Genomic DNA, 17883 nt, shown 5'->3' on the forward strand with positions numbered 1-17883 from the left:
GCCGAGTTGCCCGCTGGGACGGATTGCGCCGAGCCGTTTCGCCCCGCCTGCCCGCAGCGCCGCGCACTGGTAGAACGCTCACGTCGGCCCGCCCCTGTGGCGATGCGCGGAAAAATCGAATGCTTCCCACGCCGCCCGGCGACTCGGAAAGCGAAATTAAAGGACCATTCTTCCAGCCGGCCGCCGAAGCCGAATTCAATAGTGACGCGCACGTGGCGCGGCGGTGTGCGCGACTGTTCGTGTTCGAGCGCGCCGGCGCAGACTTTGAGGGGGGTGTGGGTGGAGCGGAGCTCCCCCGCCGCGAGCGGAGCGAGCTGGGAATTCAGCTACATCGGCGGGGCCGAGGAGCCTCGCACGCGCAGGGCCGGGCTTATCACCACGCGGTGGGCGGGGCGGTCCGGGTCGGCCAGGCGGTCGGCGACCAGACGGACGGCGGCGCGGCCGATCGAGCGCCGTGGTGGGCGCACGGCCGTCAGCGGGGGGCTGAACAGGCCGGCCACCTCGTCGTCGTAGGCCACCAGGGACAGGTCGCCCGGGACCGACAGGCCGCGCTCCTCGCACCGCTGGACGAGGGCGATGGCCTCCGGGTCGGCGTGTACGAGCAGGGCCGTGGTGCCCGTGGCCAGGCAGCGCTCCAGCACCGCGTCCAGGGCGGCCGGCGACTCGGGGGTCTTCGCGTCGGGCACGGAGACGTCCACTGTGGAGTCCGGGGCGAGGCCGCACTCGGCCGCGGCCTCCAGCCAGCCGCGGTGCACGTGCGGGCTGGTCGGGCTGTTCTCGGCGACCACGACGCCCACGCGGCGGTGGCCGAGGGAGACCAGGTGGCGCACGGCCATCGCGGCGCCCAGGGCGTGGTCGGTCACGACGGACTCCAGCACCTCGTGGTGCGGGCCGAACGTGGCGGTGCGCTCCAGCAGTACCACCGGAAGGCCCGTGCCCGCCAGCCAGGCCACCGTCGCCTCGGCGGTCGGGGCGTGCATGCGCGGGGTCACGATGAGCCCGTCGACGCCGAGTTGCTCGACGAGGCGGGTGAGCTGCGGGCGGTCGTCGCCGGCGTCGTAGGCCGAGCCGCGCAGGACGATGCGCATGTCCAGCTCGCGGGCGGCCTCCTCGGCGCCCTGGGCGACGTGCGGCCAGTAGTAGTCCAGCGACGGCACGAGCATGCCCAGGGTCTGCGTGGCGACCAGGTCGGCCGGGTCCACGTCGGACTCGGGCAGGGCCACGCCGCCGTGCACGCGGCGGACCAGGCCCTCGGCCGCCAGCTGCGCGATGTCGCGGCGGATGGTCACCGCGGCCGCACCCAGGGTGTCGGTGAGGTCGGAGACGCGCAGCACCCCGTGGCGCTGCAACACCTCCAGCAGCCTGGTCCGCCGCTCCACCTGCAGCGGTCCGCGGTTGTCCGTCGTGCTCACCGAAGCTCCTCAATGGTCAGTTCGAGGGTACCGGCCGGGCCCAGCCCGCTGACGTCGATGTCCAGCCGGGTGAGCCGGGCGCCCCAGACGCCGCTCAGCATGGGGTCGTCGAGCTCGCGGACCACCGCGGCGCACGGCACCGCGGGGGTCCAGGTCAGGGCGACGGTCCCGGCGCCGTCGAGGGCGTCCACCTCGGCCCGCCCCTCCGCCAGCCGCACGACTCCCGCCGCCATCCAGCGGATTTCGGTGGTACCGCCGCCGCCCGCCAGTTCCCACGCGTCCGTCACCGTCACGCGCCCGGTCGCCCGGTCCAGCCGCGCCTTACGCCGCCACCGGTGGTCACCGGGGTAGGCCCCGCCGAGCTCCAGCGTCAGGCCGGCGTCCTCGACGGCGACGTCCCGGGCCGCGAACCCGGGCCCGGCGGCCTGCTCGGCCCCGGCGATCCGCGGCACGTTGTGCCATCCGCTCTGCATCGTCCAGATCTCGTACCGCCGCGGCGAGAAGGTCAGCGCCGTGTACGTGGGCCGCCCCGGGTCGACGAGCACCGGCACCCCGCGCAGGGCCACCACCACGCTGCCGACGTCGTTGTGGTTGTGGTGCTCGTCGTTGTGCCCGCCCTTGACCGCGAGCGTCAGCCCGGCCGCGTCCCGGGCGAGCAGCACCTGCGTGGACGGGAACCAGGCGTCGCCGCCGCCGGTCAGGGGCCGCGGCACGGCGGCGCGCCAGGCCGGGTCGGTGAGGGCGCGCAGGAGCCGGCCCAGGCCCTGGTTCTCGTGCGCGACCGGGCCGCCGGGCACCCGGTGCGCGACCGCGTGGGCCTCCGCCTCGGCGTCGCCGGCCCGGCGCGCGGCCCGGTGCAGCAGGGCCCACGGCTGGTCGATCGCCGGGCGGGCCTGGCCGTCGGCGTGGTTGAGGTACCACGGACCGCCGAGGTGCACCGAGTGCGGGAACGCGACCGTGGCGCGCACGCGGCCCTCGATCGGCCGGTCGAGCAGCTCGAGGGCCTCGAGGAGGCGGCCCGCGCCGTTCCACCAGTAGGAGTACCCCTCGTCGATCGCCCCGTCGTCGGGGAGCGCGGCGATGTAGCGCTCGAGGCCGCCGGCGGCGAGGCCCTGCAGGGTCGCGCGGCGGGCCGGGTCGGTCGCCAGGACCGAGGCGACGAGCACGTTGCCGTGGATCCACGGGGTCCAGTTGCCGACCTTGCCGCCGAGGCCGAGCCAGTGCCAGTCGCGGCGGCGCTCGAACGGGGTCAGCACCCGCACGTCCACCTCGTGCCGGATGCGCGCCCGCAGTCCGGGCAGGCGCTCGTCGAGCCGGTCGCCGAGCACGTGGTCGGCCCACGCGAGCTGGGCGGCGACCTCGCTCGCGCCGAGGTCGAGATAGGGGTCGGTGACCGTCGGGACGACGGCGCCGTGGCGGGTGAAGGTGTCGTCGTGCGCGGGCCAGCACCAGGAGCTCTGCTCGCAGAACAGGGCGATGCCGTCGGCCGCCTCGTCGAGCCAGGCCTCCTCGCCGGTGGCGGCGGCGAGGGCCACGGCCCGGCTGACGCGCTGGTCGCGGGCCCAGATCACCTGCTCGTAGGAGTCGCGGTCGCCGTCGCGGAAGTAGCGCGCGTACTGGCTGGCGAGGGGCACCGGCCACGGCGTGTCACGGGTGGCGGAGGCCCGCTCCCGCAGGGCATCCAGCGTCGGGCCGTCCACGGTGGACGGATCCCAGACCGGCAGCTCCATCGACGCCCTCCCCAAGGCCAATGATCGAACGTGATCGTATCAGATCACGTTTGAATTTGTAGGGTCGGTTGGGATTGACATGGTCGATCGTGAGCGTTTTACTTCCCGGAAACGTCGGCCGTTCACCTGGCCGACACGCACCGGAGGGGCGGATCGTGCCGGAGACGGAGTGGACACGCGCGGACTGGCTGCGGTTCGCCGACGGCATCCTCGCGGCCGCCCGCCGGCACGCCTCGCCGGGCCACGCGCGGATCACCCCGCCCGGGCCCGAGGGCGGCTACGGGCGCGCGGTCGACGGCCTGGAGGGCTTCGCCCGCACGTTCCTGCTCGCCGGCTTCCGCATCGCGGGGGAGCGGGGCGAGGGGCCGGTCGCGACCGAGCTGCTGGAGTGGTACTCCACCGGCCTGGCCACCGGCACGGACCCGAACTCGCCGGAGCGCTGGGTCCGGCTCGGCGAGCACGCCCAGGCCAAGGTCGAGGCGGCCTCGATCGCGCTGATGCTCGACCTGACCCGCCCGTGGCTCTGGTCGCGCCTCGATGCGAGCGTCCGGCAAAGGATCGTCGGGTACCTCGCGCCGGCCGTCGGCGACCCGACGTACCCCCGCATCAACTGGGTCTGGTTCCGCCTCGTGGTGCAGACGTTCCTGCGCTCGGTGGACGGCCCCTGGTCCGCGGCCGACGTCGCCGAGGACCTCGCCACCCACGACACGTTCCGCCGCGCCGACGGCTGGCTCGCCGACGGCCCGGCCCGCGCCTTCGACCACTACACCGGCTGGGCGCTGCACCTGTACCCGGCGCTGTGGGCCCGGATGGCGGGCGCGCACGAGCTGGCCGGGGGCCGGATCGAACGGGACCGGGCCGACCTGGACCGGTTCCTGCTCGACGCGATCGAGCTGGTCGGCGCCGACGGCTCGCCGCTGCTGCAGGGCCGGAGCCTCATCTACCGCTTCGCCGCCGCCGCGCCCTTCTGGGTCGGCGGTCTGGCGGGTGTACCTTCACTGTCCCCCGGCCGCCTGCGCAACGCGGCCGAACGAATCGTGCGCCACTTCGCCGGCCGCGGCGTTCCCGGCACCGACGGGCTGCTCACCCTCGGCTGGCACCACGCCTGGCCGCGCCTGGCCCAGGCGTACTCCGGCCCGGCCTCCCCGTACTGGGCGAGCAAGGGCCTGCTCGGCATCGCGCTGCCCGCGGACCATCCGCTGTGGACCGCGCCCGCCGAGCCGCTGCCGGTGGCGGAGCGCGACACCCTGCGCGCGATCGCCGCGCCCGGCTGGATCGTCAGCGGCACCCGGGACGACGGCGTGGTGCGGATCGTCAACCACGGCACCGACCACGAGGTCGAGGGCTCCGAGGCCGGAGACTCGCCGCTGTACGCCCGGATCGGCTACTCCACCGCCACCGCCCCGGTGCTCGACGAGGCCGGCTGGACCGACCCGCTCGACCAGTCCGTCGTGCTCGCCGACCGCGCCGGGCACCACTCGCACCGCAGCGGGCTGTGCACCCTGGACGTCCGGGTCGACGGCGACGTCGGCGTGGCCGGCTCCCGCGCGGCCGCGCACTGGGTCGACGCCGAGCCGGGGCAGCGCGACCACGGCAGCGGCCGCACCGGCAAGGCCCGGTTCGCGGCCGAGCTGACCGTGTGGTCGCTCGTCCGCGGGCCGTGGGAGCTGCGCCTGATCCGGGTCGAGGCCGCCGCCGAGGCCGCCGTGAAGCTGCGCATCGGGGGCTGGGCGGTCGCGGGCGGCGGCCCGATCCTGGTGTCCGGCGGGACGGCCGCCGCGACCGGCGCGGCGCTGGTGTCCCGGATCGTCAACCTGTCCGGCGGCGACGCACCGAGCGCGGGCGTCGCCGTGCACCCCGACGGCGGCCCGCTCGGCCGCCCCGTCCGCGTTCCCTGGCTCGAGTTCCCCGTACGTCCGGGCCGCTGGCTCGCGACGCTCGTCGAACTCTGCGCAACACCCGCGCCGCAACCGTGCCGCGTGTCGCTGGACGAGTCCGGCGGCGAGCTGCACGTGCGGGTCACCTGGCCCGACGGCGCGGACACCCCACACCCCATCACCCTGAAGGAGAAGGGATGAAGCGCTCGTTCTCGGCAACGCTGGGCGTCGTCGCGGCCCTGGCGCTCACTTTGGCCGGCTGCGGCGACGACGCCGCCACCCCGGAGGCCATGCCCAGCGGCCCGATCACGCTTTCGCTGGCCGGCTGGAGCCTGTCCACCACCCCCGAGTTCAAGACCCTCGCCGACGGCTTCCACGCCGCCAACCCCAACGTGACCGTCGAGCTCAAGGAGTACGACGCCACGAACTACGACACCCAGATGATCGCGGACCTCGCGGCGAAGAAGGCCCCGGACATCTACGTCCAGAAGAACCTCAAGAACTTCTACACGTACCAGTCGGGCAAGCAGCTGGTCGACGTCTCCGACGTGGCCGGCAAGCTCGGCGACAAGGTCGGCGGCCTGTCCGGCTACAAGGTCGACGGCAAGACCTACGCCGTTCCGTACCGCCAGGACTCCTGGGTGCTGTTCTACAACCGGGCGCTGTTCGACAAGGCCGGCGTCAAGTACCCCGACGGCTCCTGGACCTGGGACGACTACGCCGCCGCATCGAAGCAGCTGACCACCGCGATCAAGGGCGCCGGCGGCAACGCCCTCGGCGACTACGAGCACGTCTGGCAGTCCACGGTGCAGGGCTTCGCCCTGGCCCAGACGCCCGGCGCCAAGCTGGAGAGCGGCGACTTCAGCTACCTCAAGCCGTACTACACCCGTGCGCTGGACCTGCAGACCGCCGGCGCCCAGCCGACGTACGGCACCGCCACCACGAACAAGCTCACCTACCAGGCCCAGTTCGGCAAGCAGTCGGCCGCGATGATGCTCATGGGCACCTGGTACATCGCGACGCTGCTCAAGCAGCAGTCGACCGGCGACGCCGACACGTTCCAGTGGGGAATGGCCCCGGCGCCGCAGTTCGACAAGAGCACCACCGGCACGTCGAGCAAGCCGATCACCTTCGGCGACCCGACCGGCCTGGGCATCAACCCGGCCATCGACAAGCAGAAGATGGCCGCGGCCAAGGCGTTCCTCGCCTACGCCGCGGGCGAGGGCGGCGCCAAGGGCCTGGCCGGCATCGGCATCACCCCGGCCGACACGGCCGCGGTGACCGGGGTGCTGTTCGCGCTCAAGGGCATGCCGACCGACGACCTGTCCAAGTTCGCGTTCTCCACCCACGACACCCGGCCCGAGAACCCGGTGTCGAAGTACACGGCCGGGCTGCAGAACATCCTCAACGACACGCACTCCGCGGTGCTGTCGGGCAGCAAGCCGGTCGACGCCGCGATCACCGCGGCCCAGGACCGGGCCAAGAACGAGGTCCTCAACAAGTAGTCCCGACCGAGCTGCACAGACCGCCGGCGCTGGGTGCGCAACGCAGCGCCGGCGGTCGACACCCCGGGAGACATCCATGGCAACCCTGTCGCCGCCCCGGCGGCGCCGCATCCGCCCCGCCGTGCGCAACGCGCTGATCGGCTGGTCGTTCATCCTGCCGAACTTCCTCGGCTTCGCGCTGCTCACCCTCGTGCCGGTGGTGGTGCTGTTCTACCTCGCGTTCACCGACTGGAACATCTTCGGCGTCGCGGAGTGGGTCGGCACGGCCAACTTCACGCAGATGTGGGGCGACGACAGCTTCTGGACCGCGCTGTGGAACACGGTCGTCTACACCGTCTTCCACATCCCGCTGACCATGGGCGCCGCGCTGGGCCTGGCCCTGCTGCTCAACCGGAAGATGCGCGGCGTCGCCTTCTTCCGCACCGTCGCCTTCTTCCCGTACATCACCTCGATCGTGGCCGTCGCCCAGGTCTGGAACATGTTGTTCAGCCCCGAGTTCGGCCCGATCAACGCGCTGCTGCGGGCGCTCGGCGTCGACCACCCGCCCGGCTGGACGGTGTCGTCGGACTGGTCCATGCCGGCCGTCATCATCGTGGGCACCTGGCGCGAGATGGGCTACTACATGCTCATCTTCCTCGCCGGGCTGCAGACCGTCCCGACCCAGCTCTACGAGGCCGCCCGCATCGACGGCGCCGGTGCCTGGCAACGGTTCTGGTCCGTGACCCTGCCGTGCCTGCGCCCGACGACGTTCTTCGTCACGGTCATGCTCACCATCGGCAGCTTCAAGGTCTTCGACCTCATCCTGCTGCTGACCAACGGCGGGCCGGGCCAGTCGACGCTCGTGCTGTCGCAGTACATCTTCCAGAAGGGCTTCGGCGAGAACCAGTTCGGCTACGCGTCGGCGATCTCGATCGTGCTCTTCGTCATCTGCTTCCTCATCACCGCCGTGCAGTTCACCGTGAACAAGCGGAGGGCGTCATGACCACGCTGCTCGACGTTCCGAGGCTCGACCCCGGGTCGGTCCTGGCCCGGTCCGACGGCGGCGGCCGGCGCGTCCACCCGGTCTGGCGGGCGCTGGGGTACCTCGTGCTGCTCCTCGCCTCCGCCGGGCTGCTGCTGCCGTTCTTCTGGATGGTGCTGTCCTCGTTCAAGCACAACAACGAGGTCTTCACCGTGCCGATCACGTGGTTCCCGGACACCGTCGTCTGGAGCAACTACGTCGACATCTGGCGCAAGTCGGACATGACCACGTGGCTGGGCAACACGCTGCTGCTGTCGGTCGCGGTCACGTTCCTGCAGGTGCTCACCGGCAGCTTCGCCGCCTACGGCTTCGCCAAGGTGCGCTTCCGGGGCCGCGACGCGCTGTTCCTGGCGTACGTCAGCACGATCGCGCTGCCGTGGCAGTCGTACATGGTGCCGCAGTTCATCATCATGTCGAAGCTGCAGCTGTCGGACAGCCGCTGGTCGATCGTCGCGCTGCAGGCCTTCGGGGCGCTCGGGGTGTTCCTCATGAAGCAGTACTACGAGACGATCCCCGAGGAGCTCAGCGAGGCCGCCCGCATGGACGGCATGAGCGAGTACGGCATCTGGCGGCGGATCATGCTGCCGCTGTCGGTGCCGGCCCTGGCCAGCCTGACGCTGCTCACGTTCGTCGGCACCTGGAACGACTATCTCGGGCCGCTGATCTACCTGCGCAGCCCCGACCTGCGCACCATCCAGCTCGGGCTGTCGACGTTCATCTCGCAGTACAACGCGGAATATGCGCTCATCATGACGGGCTCGGTGCTGTCGGTCCTGCCGATCGCGGTCATCTTCCTGCTCGGCCAGCGGTACTTCGTCGAGGGCCTCGCCACCAGCGGGCTGAAGGGGTGAGGGCGATGCGCCTGCGCCACGACACCATCGGGACGGCCTTCGACATCCTGTACCTGGGCCTGGCGACCAACCTGATGCTCGTGCTCGGCGCCGCGCCGGTGCTCGCCGTCGCGTTCGCCACCGACACGTCGCGCTCGTGGCCGCTGCTGGCCCTGCTCGCGCCGGTGGCCGCGCCCGGGCTCTGCGGGGTGTTCGCGGTCTTCGCCGGCTACAGCGAGACGCGCTCGACCGCCGTCGTGGCCACGTTCGCGCGGGCCTGGCGGGCCTCGTTCCGGCGGGCGGCGACGCTCGGCGCGCTCGCCGCGGCCGTGCTCGTGGTGCTCGGCGTCGACGCCCGCGCCGCCTGGGGCCGCCCGGTCGGCGCGGTCGCGATCCCGGTGCTGGTCACCGGGATGGTGCTCGTCGTCGCGGCCGCGCTGCACGGGCTGGCGGCGCTGGCCGAGCGGCCGTCCGCCCGGGTCCGCGACGTGCTGCGGGCCTCGGTGTACCTGGGCGTCCGGCACTGGCCGCTGACCCTGCTCTCGCTGGTCGTCCTGGCGCTGCTGCTCACCCTGCTCGCCGCGCGCCCCGCGGTCGCGCTCGGCCTGGCCGCGGCGCCGCTGCTCTACGTCATCTGGGCCAACAGCCGCTACGCGCTGCGGGCCGCACTGGAACCATTGAGGAGTAACCGCACATGACGTCGACCGACGTCCGGCCCCTTCGCGGGGCCGTCGCCGCCGCACTGCGCACGATCGACGCCAACCTCACCGAGTTCGGGGCGGGCTACCCGGGCGACACGACCGTCGGGCAGCGCTATCGGCCACGGGGGGCCAACGTGGGCTGGACGACCAGCTTCTGGCCCGGGATGGTGTGGCTGGCGTACGAGCTCACCGGCGAGGAGACCTACCGGCGCCAGGCCGAGGCGCACGTGGCCGGGTTCGCCGAGCGCATCCACGGCCGCGTCGACATCGACACGCACGACCTCGGCTTCCTGTACACCCTCTCCTGCGTGGTGCCGTGGCGGCGCACCGGCGACGAGACGGCCCGCGCGGCAGCCCTCGCCGCCGCCGACCACCTGCTGACCCGGGTCCTGGAGCCGGCCGGGATCATCCAGGCCTGGGGCGACCTCGACAACGCCGGGCAGCGCGGGCGGACCATCATCGACAGCCTCATGAACACCCCGCTGCTGTTCTGGGCGACCCGGGTCACCGGCGACGTGCGGTACGCCGACGCGGCCCGCCGCCACGCCGAGCAGCTGCGCCTGCACATCCTGCGGCCGGACGGCACCACGTTCCACACGTTCTACTGGGACGCGGTCACCGGCGCGCCGCTGCGCGGGGAGACCGAGCAGGGCAGCGCCGACGACTCCTGCTGGGCCCGCGGCCAGGCCTGGGGCATCTACGGCTTCACGCTGAACTACCGGCACACCGGCGACCCGGCGCTGCTGGACGCGGCCCGCCGCTGCGCCGACCGGTTCCTGTCCCGCCTGCCGGCCGACCACGTGCCGTACTGGGACCTCGTCTTCGGCGACGGCAGCGGCGAGGAGCGCGACAGCTCGGCCGCCGCGATCGCCTTCGGCGGCCTGCACGAGCTCGCCGCGGCCCTCGGGGACGAGTCGTACGCGGCGGCCGCGGACCGCATCCTCGCCTCGCTCATCGCCGCCTACGGGGCCGGCGCGGACTCCAACGCCCTGCTGCGCCACGGCGTCTACGACAAACCGAAGGGCGTCGGCGTCGACGAGGGCACCCTCTGGGGCGACTACTTCTATCTCGAGGCACTGACCCGCGCGACCCGGCCCGGCTGGACCGCACCCTGGCTGAACGAGGAGCACTGATGCAGTACAAGTACCACTGCTACATCCCGGCCGAGCGCGGCCGCAACGCGCTGCCGTTCAACCCCTGCTCGCTGCTGGACTTCTCGCTGCTGCGGCTCGACGCCGGGCAGAGCACCACCTTCGCGTCGGGCGACCGGGAGATCCTGGCCGTCATTCTCGGCGGCACCGCGACCTTCACCGTCGGCGCCGCGCGCTTCGTCGAGGTGGGCGGCCGCCCGAACGTCTTCGGGGGCAAGCCGCACTCGGTGTACATCCCGGCCGGGGCCGAGGTCACCGTCGAGGCGGACTCGGCGGTCGAGATCGCGCTGCCGAGCGCGCCCAGCGACCTGGCGACCGACCCGTACGTCATCGAGCCGGCGAAGGTCGCGAGCGGGCGGTGGGGCGCGGCGAACTTCGGCCGCACCTACCACCAGATCCTGACCGAGATCTCCCAGCCCGGCCTGCCCGCGCGGCGGCTCATCGTGGGCGAGACCTACACGCCGTCGGGGAACTGGAGCACGTACCCGCCGCACCGCCACAAGCACGACAACCTCCCGGCCGAGGCGGCGCACGAGGAGATGTACTACTTCCGCGTCAACCCGTCCGACGGGTTCGGCATCTGCCGCATGTACACCGACGAGGGCTACGAGGAGAACTTCACCGCCCGCGACCACGGCATGCAGATGATGCCCGAGGGCTACCACACGGTGGTCAGCGCGCCCGGCTACACGACCTACTACCTGTGGGTCCTGGCCGGCACCCAGCGCACCCAGGGCGCCCTGGAGGACGTCAACCTGTCGTGGGTCGGCCGCACCGTGCCCATGCTCCGCGACCTGGGCCACTGATGATCCTGGACGCATTCCGGCTGGACGGCCGCGTCGCGCTCGTGACGGGCGGCAACCGGGGCATCGGCCGCGGGTTCGCGACGGCCCTCGCGGAGGCGGGCGCGGAGGTGGTACTGCTGGGACGCACCGGCGCCGACGTCGAGTGCGACCTGGCCACGGCGGGCCCGGCCGGGATCGCGGCGGCCGTGGAGTCGCTGGACCGCGTCGACATCCTGGTCAACAACGCGGGCATCATCCGGCGCTCGCCCTCGGCCGAGATGTCCGGGCCCGACTGGGACGACGTGCTGACCGTGAACCTCGACGCGGTATTCCACCTGTGCCAGGCCGCGGGCCGCAAGATGCTCGCCGCGGGCGGCGGCCGGATCGTGAACGTGGCGTCGATGCTGTCCTTCCAGGGCGGCGTGGGCGTCGCGTCCTACGCGGCGTCGAAGCACGCGGTGGCCGGCCTGACCAAGGCCCTCGCCAACGAGTGGGCCGGGCGGGGCGTGAACGTCAACGCCATCGCGCCCGGGTACATCGAGACGGACAACACCGCCCCGCTGCGCGCGGACCCGGCCCGGTTCGCCGCGATCTCGGACCGCATTCCCGCGGGCCGCTGGGGCACCCCGGAGGACCTGGCCGGGGCGCTGGTGTTCCTGTGCTCGGACGCGGCGGCGTACGTCCATGGCACCGTTCTGGCCGTCGACGGGGGCTGGCTCGCGCGCTGAGCTCACCGGCCGTTGTGCTCACCGGCCGTCGTGCTCACCAGCCGCCGTCGAACAGGGCGGCCAGGGCCGGCGCCGGGTCGTTCGCGGTGCTCGTGTTCGCGACCACGATCACGAGCGCCGCCAGCGACGCGAGCGCCGTCACCGCCCCGAGCGCAGCGGACACGGCCGCCCTCGTGGCGGCGAAGCGCCGCCACAGCACCACGCTCACGGTGACGAGCCCGATGGCGACGAGCGCGGCGATGACGGCCATGGCCTCGTGGTACCGCGCGAAGTCCCCGACCATGCTCCGCAGCAGCGGGCGGCCCGTCCCGCCCGCGGCCAGCTCCCGGCGCACCTGCGCGAGCACGCCGTGCTCGGCGTCCGGGCCCTCGAGGAGCATCGGCAGCAGCGACGAGAACGGCGCGATGGCCCCCTGCACGTTCGCCATCACCGTCGCGAGCGCGAGCAGCCCGGCCCCGGCCACGACGGACGCGGCGGCCCAGTGCCGCAGCCGGAGCGCGATCGCGACGAGCGCGGCGAGCAGCAGCGCGGCGATGACGGCCTTGACCAGGTGGTACCGCAGCCAGTAGTCGACCACCCGGGCCAGCTCCGGGCTGCGGCGGCCCGCGCTCCATGAGCCGGCGAACGCCCCGCGCAGGGCGGTGCCGAGCCGTTGCGGGTCGCCGAGCCCGTGGCCCGGCCCGACGGCGGCCAGCGGCCCGGGGGCGAAGACGAACGCGGCGACGAGCGCCAGGGCGAGCGCGACCAGCTTGCGCATCGGAACTCCTTCGGCGGGGGGACGGCCTCAGCCTGGCCGACCCGGCCGCCGCGGACCAGCACGCTGGGGGGAGTCCGCGGGGTAATGCGGGCATTACTTCGTGCGCCGGGTCGTCGTCTCCGCCGGGGCGGTGCCGGTGCACGTCACGGTCATGTCGACGACGATGTTGCCGCGGGCGAAGGCGGCGGACGCCGCGGCGGCCGGGCCGGAGTCGACCCGGTCGACCCGGTACGGCGCGGTCGCGGTCCACGACAGCAGCTCGGCGCGGCCGTCCGCGGTGCAGCCGGCCCGGATCGTGCCGCCCTCCGAGGTGAAGGTCTGCGCCGGCACCGTCGGCGCGGCCTCCGTCGGGGCCGGCGCCGGGCTCCCGGCGGGCGCCGCGGTGGTGGCGACCGGAGGCGCCGCCCTGGTCGTGGCGCCGGTGGTCGCGCCGGTCGCGCCGGTTCCGGGGACCACCGCGAGGGTCGCCGACGCCTTCGCCGACGGTGCCGGGCCCGGCGCGGGCGGGGCCGCCGCGCCGCCGCCCACCGTTGCGGGCGCGGGCACGGGGGGCTGCGGCGGCGCGGCGGCCGACCGGGTGCGGCCGGGGCCGCCGATGACCAGCCCGGCGATGAGGGCGGCGGCCGCGGCCAGCACGCCGGCGGCCGCCAGCCGGGCGCGGCGGCGGTGGGCGGCCGCCGTCGCGGTGAGGCGGACGAGGATCGTGGAGGAGCCGCCGTCGACGGCGGGCGGGGCCATCCGGTGGGCGAGGTCGTCGGTGACGGTGCGGATGCCGGCCGCCGCGGCCAGCGCGGTCGCGACCTCGCCGGCGGTGGGGCGGGCGGCCGGGTCCTTGGCGAGGCACCGGCGGCACAGCTCGGCGACCTCGGCCGGGACGCCGGGCCGGTCCGGCAGCGGGGCCGGGTCGGTCTCCAGGTGCGCGACGAGCAGGTCGGCGGCGCCGGACGCCGGCCAGGGCTGGTGGCCCGCCAGCAGCCGGTACAGCAGGACGCCGAGGGAGTACACGTCGGAGGCCGGGGTCACCATGTCGTCGGTGAGCCGCTCCGGGGCCAGGTAGTCGGGGGTGCCGAAGAGCTCGTCGTCGGATTCGGCGGCGCCGGCCGGGCCCGCGACGGTGGCGATGCCGAAGTCGACGAGCTTGGCGCCGGTCGGGGCGAGGATCACGTTGGCCGGCTTCACGTCGCGGTGCACGAGGCCGTCGGCGTGCGCGGCGGCCAGCCCGGCGGCGACCTCGGCGCAGACGCGCAGCACGACCGCGGGCGGCAGCGGGCCGGCGGCCGTGCGCTCCTCCAGGGTCGGGCCGGGGACGAGCTCCATCACGACGTACGGGGTGCGCCGGCCCGCCTCGACGTTCTCGCCGAAGTCGTGGACCTGCGCGACGTTCGGGTGGGCGAGCGCGGCGGCGGCCCGGGCCTCGACGCGGATGCGCTGCCGGGCGGCGGCGTCGGCGGCGTAGCGGCCGGAGAGCAGCTTGACCGCGACGTCGCGGTCGAGGACCCGGTCGCGGGCGCGCCACACGGTCGACATGCCGCCGATGCCCACCACGTCGTCGAGCTGGTACCGCCCGCCCAGCACCTGCCGCTCCACGCAGCCCACCATTCCCCATCGACGCGTGGCTAAGCATCACCGTTCGATCACGATCACGATCGGCGATGGGGAAGGGTGGCCGGCTCAGCCCGCGGTGTCCAGGGCGCCGGGCTGCATGTGCACGCCGCCGCCGAAGCGGACGATGTCGCCGCCGGTCCAGCCCAGCGACTCCCAGACCTGGATCACGAGGTACACCCCGTTGTCCTGCCGGACGAACAGGGTCGACGGCCGGGTGTCGTCCTTCATGGTGACGAGCAGGGCCGGGCGGCCCTGCACGGTCACGTCCTGCCGCGCGACGTCGCCGGGCACGGAGCGCTGGGCCATGATCGCGATCTTGCCGACGAACGAGTCGGGCTCCCGGTCCGCGATCCCGACCGGCGCGAGCGTCAGCCCGTAGCGGTCCACGCCCTGGACCTCCCAGCCCTGCGGCACCTCGTCGATGGTGAAGCCCGCCGGCTGGGTGCCCGTGTACGCCACCAGGTGCACGGTCGCGGTCGTGCCCGCGGTGCCGGTGCCGGCCGGGGCGGCGGGCCGGGCGTCCCGGACCGCGGGGTAGGCGAGCGCGGCCGCGAGCACCGCGGCGGCCAGGCCGGACGCGCCGGCGAGGCGGCCGAGGCGACGGCGGCGCAGGGCCGTGCGGCCCCGGGTCAGGTCGGCCTCGAGCGTGTCCGGGCCGGGCGGCGCGGCCGGGCCGGCGAGCCGGTCGAGGCGGTCGTGCAGGTCGGTGTCCATGAGTGCCCCTTCGCGTGGTGATGTGGTCGTCAGGGCCGTAGGCCGACCGGGACGAGGCTCGCGCGCAGCAGCTCCAGCGCGCGGGCCGTCTGGCTCTTCACGGTGCCCTGGCTGCAGCCCAGGGCGGCCGCCGTCCCGGCGACGTCGAGATCGTGGAAGTAGCGGAACACCACCGCCGCCCGCATGCGCGGTGGCAGGCCGCGCAGCGCGGCGACGAGCTCGTCGGCCGACTCGCGGTCAACGCCCGGCTCGGGCTGCGCCACGTCCGGCAGCACCGCCGCCGGTCGCTCGCGCTGCGCGGCCGGGCGCCGTCGCTCGTCGGTCAGCGTGTTCACCATGATCCGGTACACGTACCCGCCCGGGTTGCCGGCCCGGCGGTAGCGCGGCCACTTGACGTACAGCTTCGTCAGCGTGGCCTGCACCAGATCCTCGGCGAGGTGGTGGTCGCCGGCGGTGAGCAGCCGGGCCGTGCGCAGCAGCCCGGCTCTTCGCGCCTGGACGTACTGCCGGAACTGCTCGTCCCGTTCGTTCGTCACGTCGTCTCCTTTCGCCCCTGACACCCGACAGACGGGCGCGGCCCGGCATCGGTTGGGCGGTCGCCGAGGAAACTTCGCCGCTAACCCAGGAGCGGCCGCGCGGCTCCGGCGAGGACGGCCGCGGGGCCGAGCGCCGGAGCGCGTACCGGCACGTCCGCGACCCCGGGCAGGGCGGCCGCGCGCAGGGCCGCGACGACCAGGCCCCGGAACGGCTCGCCGAGGCCGAGCACGCCGCCGCCCAGGATTATCGCGTCGGGGTCGAGCAGGTTCGCGGCGGCGGCCAGGCCCCGGCCGAGGACCCCGGCGGCGAACGCGACCGCCGCGGCGCCCGGGTCCACGTACTCCAGCGGCGGCACCGCGGCCAGGCCGGCCCGGCGGGCGTGGTCCGCGGCGATCGCCGGGCCGGCCGCGTAGGCCTCGACGTGGTCGAGCGCGCCGCAGCCGCAGCGGCGGCCCAGCGCGGCGGCGGCCGGGAGGTGGCCGATGCTGCCGGCCAATCCCAGGCGCCCGGTGACGAGCTCGCCGCCGGCCACGACGGCGCCGCCGATGCCCGTGCCCACCGCGACCACGAGGACGGTGCCCGCCCCGGCCGCGGCGCCCCAGGCCGCCTCGGCGACGGCCAGCGCGTGCACGTCGTTGCGCACCAGCACCGGCCGGCCCAGCGCCGCGGCCAGCCCGCCCCGCACGTCGGTCCCGGCCCAGCCCGGCAGCGAGTCGGTGGCGTGCGCGATGCGCCCGTGCGGGTCCACCGCCCCGGCCGTGCCGACCCCGCACGCGGCGACCGGGGCGTCGCCCATGACCCGGCGGCCGAGCTCGGCGGCGGCCCGCAGGACCGCGGCCGGGCCCTCGCGCGCCGGGGTGGGCACGCGGTGCAGCGGGCCGGTGGTGCCGTCGGCGGACACGAGCGCGGCGGCGATCTTCGTCCCGCCGATGTCGATGCCGAGCACCGTCTTCACCGCGCGATCGCGGTGACGAGGTCGCGGGTCAGGGCCATCGGGTCCGTGATCGCGGTACCGACGACGACCGCGAAGGCGCCGAGGGCGAAGGCGTCCCGCAGGTGCGCCGCGGTGGCGAGCCGGCCCTCGGCGACCGTGCGGACCCCGGCCACGGCCAGGTTGGACACCAGCGCGAGGTCCGGCTGCGTCCCCTGTGGACTGTCCGTCGTGTACCCGGACAGCGTCGTCGCCACGAGGTCCGCCCCGGCCGCCCACGCGGCCAGGCCCTGCGCCGCGGTGGCGACGTCGGCCATGAGCGGGAGCCCGAGGTCGTGCGTGCACCGCACGAGCTCGGCGACGGACAGGTCGCCGCGGCCGGTCGCCTCGGCCGCGATGATGTCGGCCCCGGCCGCGGCGAGGTCCTCGACCAGCGGCCGGTGCGGCGTGATGAGGTACCGGTCGGCCGCCCTGACCTTGTGCAGCCCGATGACCGGCAGGTCGACGGCGGCCTTGACCGCGCGCACGTCCTGCGGGCCGTTCACCCGCACCGCCACGGCCCCGCCGAGCGCCGCGCACCGGGCCAGCCGCGCGATCACGTCGGGCGAGCGCAGCGGGTGCCCGTCGGGCGCCTGGCACGACACCACGAGCCCACCGGCGATGGCGTCAAACATCTGATCCTCCAGGATTGGTCTAGTCCAATTACCGTAGCGTCTGCCCTCGTCGCTGCGCTAGCATTCATGTGGTACGGACCATGGGAGGTTGCGTGACGAAGCACGAGCAGCTGCGCGCGCACCTTGAGGGGCTCATCGAGCGCGAGCTGGGCCCGGACGAGCGCCTGCCGCCCGAGCGTGACCTGGCCGAGGCGTTCGGCGTGAGCCGCATGACCGTCCGGCAGGCCCTGGACCGCCTGGAGCGGGAGCGCCGGGTGTACCGCGTGCAGGGCGCCGGCACCTTCGTCGCCCGGCCGCCGATCGCCAAGACCATCGAGCTGACGTCGTTCACCGAGGACATGCGCCGGCGCGGCCTCGCGCCCGGGTCGGTCCTGCGGGTCGCCGAGCTCGTGGCGGCGGGCCCGGACATCGGCTTCGCCCTGGCGCTGAGCCCGGCCGGCGAGGTGCTGCACCTGGAGCGCGTGCGGACCGCGGACGGGATCCCGATGTGCCTGGAGCACACGTACCTCCCCGCGGCCCTGGTGCCCGGCCTCACGACGGTCGAGGGCTCCTTGTACGCGGAGCTGCACCGGCGGTACCGCATCCGGATCGCGCGGGCCGAGCAGTCCATCCGCGCGACGGTCCTGGACGCCGCGGCGGCCGCGCTGCTCGACGCCCCGCCGTTCAGCCCGGCCCTGCTGGTCGAGCGCACCGCCTTCGACGAGCGCGACCGCCCCGTCGAGCGGGCCGCGTCCACGTACCGCGGCGACCGCTACTCGTTCGAGATCGACGTGACCACGGCGGCCGGCTCCCGATCGGGAGCCGGCCGCCGTGCGGGGGGCGAGTAGAGATCAGATGAGCCAGCGGTTGCGCTGGATGAAGGGGAGCTTGGCCCAGAGGCGGCCGAGGCCCCAGGTGTGGCCGGCGTAGGCGGCGGCGAGGGCGA

The 17883-nt window shown here is 74.4% G+C and carries 17 protein-coding genes; 9 read left to right on the forward strand and 8 right to left on the reverse strand.

Annotated features, from left to right (window positions below):
• Window positions 1-326 precede the first annotated feature (326 nt).
• Together AB0B76_RS13575 and AB0B76_RS13580 are read right to left on the reverse strand one after the other, a co-directional pair.
• Window positions 327-1412, reverse strand: a complete 1086-nt coding sequence (locus AB0B76_RS13575; RefSeq protein ID WP_360374295.1) for a substrate-binding domain-containing protein — start codon at window positions 1410-1412, stop codon at window positions 327-329.
• A complete protein-coding gene (locus AB0B76_RS13580; RefSeq protein WP_360374297.1) occupies window positions 1409-3142 on the reverse strand; it encodes a heparinase II/III family protein in 1734 nt (577 codons plus the stop codon). Before AB0B76_RS13580 ends, AB0B76_RS13575 begins: the two co-directional genes overlap by 4 nt.
• A 155-nt stretch (window positions 3143-3297) precedes the next feature.
• Between AB0B76_RS13580 and AB0B76_RS13585 the strand changes: the two genes are divergently transcribed.
• The 8 genes from AB0B76_RS13585 to AB0B76_RS13620 all read left to right on the forward strand — a co-directional run bounded on the left by AB0B76_RS13585 (window position 3298) and on the right by AB0B76_RS13620 (window position 11740).
• Window positions 3298-5220 carry a DUF2264 domain-containing protein gene (locus tag AB0B76_RS13585; protein ID WP_360374299.1) on the forward strand — a complete coding sequence of 641 codons (1923 nt, stop codon included), beginning with the start codon at window positions 3298-3300 and terminating at the stop codon, window positions 5218-5220.
• Window positions 5217-6524: an extracellular solute-binding protein gene (locus tag AB0B76_RS13590; RefSeq protein ID WP_360374301.1), complete on the forward strand. Its 1308-nt coding sequence runs from the start codon at window positions 5217-5219 to the stop codon at window positions 6522-6524. Before AB0B76_RS13585 ends, AB0B76_RS13590 begins: the two co-directional genes overlap by 4 nt.
• A 76-nt stretch (window positions 6525-6600) precedes the next feature.
• Window positions 6601-7506, forward strand: a complete 906-nt coding sequence (locus AB0B76_RS13595; protein ID WP_360374303.1) for a sugar ABC transporter permease — start codon at window positions 6601-6603, stop codon at window positions 7504-7506.
• The gene (locus AB0B76_RS13600) at window positions 7503-8396 is read left to right on the forward strand and encodes a carbohydrate ABC transporter permease (RefSeq protein WP_360374305.1); all 894 of its coding nucleotides are present in this window, start codon (window positions 7503-7505) and stop codon (window positions 8394-8396) included. The genes AB0B76_RS13595 and AB0B76_RS13600 overlap by 4 nt, the downstream gene beginning before the upstream one ends.
• 5 nt (window positions 8397-8401) lie before the next feature.
• Window positions 8402-9073, forward strand: coding sequence for a hypothetical protein (locus tag AB0B76_RS13605; protein ID WP_360374307.1), 672 nt, complete (start codon window positions 8402-8404; stop codon window positions 9071-9073).
• The gene (locus tag AB0B76_RS13610; RefSeq protein ID WP_360374309.1) at window positions 9070-10209 is read left to right on the forward strand and encodes a glycoside hydrolase family 88 protein; all 1140 of its coding nucleotides are present in this window, start codon (window positions 9070-9072) and stop codon (window positions 10207-10209) included. Before AB0B76_RS13605 ends, AB0B76_RS13610 begins: the two co-directional genes overlap by 4 nt.
• A complete protein-coding gene (iolB, locus tag AB0B76_RS13615; RefSeq protein ID WP_360374311.1) occupies window positions 10209-11033 on the forward strand; it encodes a 5-deoxy-glucuronate isomerase in 825 nt (274 codons plus the stop codon). Before AB0B76_RS13610 ends, iolB begins: the two co-directional genes overlap by 1 nt.
• Window positions 11033-11740, forward strand: a complete 708-nt coding sequence (locus tag AB0B76_RS13620) for an SDR family oxidoreductase (protein ID WP_360374313.1) — start codon at window positions 11033-11035, stop codon at window positions 11738-11740. The genes iolB and AB0B76_RS13620 overlap by 1 nt, the downstream gene beginning before the upstream one ends.
• Before the next feature lie 34 nt (window positions 11741-11774).
• Here AB0B76_RS13620 and AB0B76_RS13625 read toward each other — a convergent pair whose 3' ends face one another.
• The 6 genes from AB0B76_RS13625 to AB0B76_RS13650 all read right to left on the reverse strand — a co-directional run bounded on the left by AB0B76_RS13625 (window position 11775) and on the right by AB0B76_RS13650 (window position 16958).
• The gene (locus AB0B76_RS13625) at window positions 11775-12497 is read right to left on the reverse strand and encodes a hypothetical protein (RefSeq protein ID WP_360374315.1); all 723 of its coding nucleotides are present in this window, start codon (window positions 12495-12497) and stop codon (window positions 11775-11777) included.
• Between the two features lie 93 nt (window positions 12498-12590).
• Window positions 12591-14084 carry a serine/threonine-protein kinase gene (locus AB0B76_RS13630; protein ID WP_360374317.1) on the reverse strand — a complete coding sequence of 498 codons (1494 nt, stop codon included), beginning with the start codon at window positions 14082-14084 and terminating at the stop codon, window positions 12591-12593.
• Between the two features lie 84 nt (window positions 14085-14168).
• On the reverse strand, window positions 14169-14816 hold the full coding sequence (locus AB0B76_RS13635) for a hypothetical protein (protein WP_360374319.1): 648 nt from the start codon (window positions 14814-14816) through the stop codon (window positions 14169-14171).
• Between the two features lie 29 nt (window positions 14817-14845).
• Window positions 14846-15352 carry a SigE family RNA polymerase sigma factor gene (locus AB0B76_RS13640; RefSeq protein ID WP_360374321.1) on the reverse strand — a complete coding sequence of 169 codons (507 nt, stop codon included), beginning with the start codon at window positions 15350-15352 and terminating at the stop codon, window positions 14846-14848.
• Window positions 15353-15432: 80 nt separating this feature from the next.
• Complete coding sequence (locus AB0B76_RS13645; RefSeq protein ID WP_360374323.1) at window positions 15433-16308, reverse strand: ROK family protein; 876 nt, start codon at window positions 16306-16308, stop codon at window positions 15433-15435.
• Window positions 16305-16958, reverse strand: coding sequence for a putative N-acetylmannosamine-6-phosphate 2-epimerase (locus AB0B76_RS13650; protein ID WP_360374325.1), 654 nt, complete (start codon window positions 16956-16958; stop codon window positions 16305-16307). Before AB0B76_RS13650 ends, AB0B76_RS13645 begins: the two co-directional genes overlap by 4 nt.
• A 92-nt stretch (window positions 16959-17050) precedes the next feature.
• Between AB0B76_RS13650 and AB0B76_RS13655 the strand changes: the two genes are divergently transcribed.
• Window positions 17051-17785 (forward strand): GntR family transcriptional regulator, encoded by a 735-nt coding sequence (locus tag AB0B76_RS13655; protein WP_360374327.1) that lies wholly within the window; start codon window positions 17051-17053, stop codon window positions 17783-17785.
• Window positions 17786-17883 lie beyond the last annotated feature (98 nt).

The organism is Dactylosporangium sp. NPDC049140, assembly GCF_040648435.1.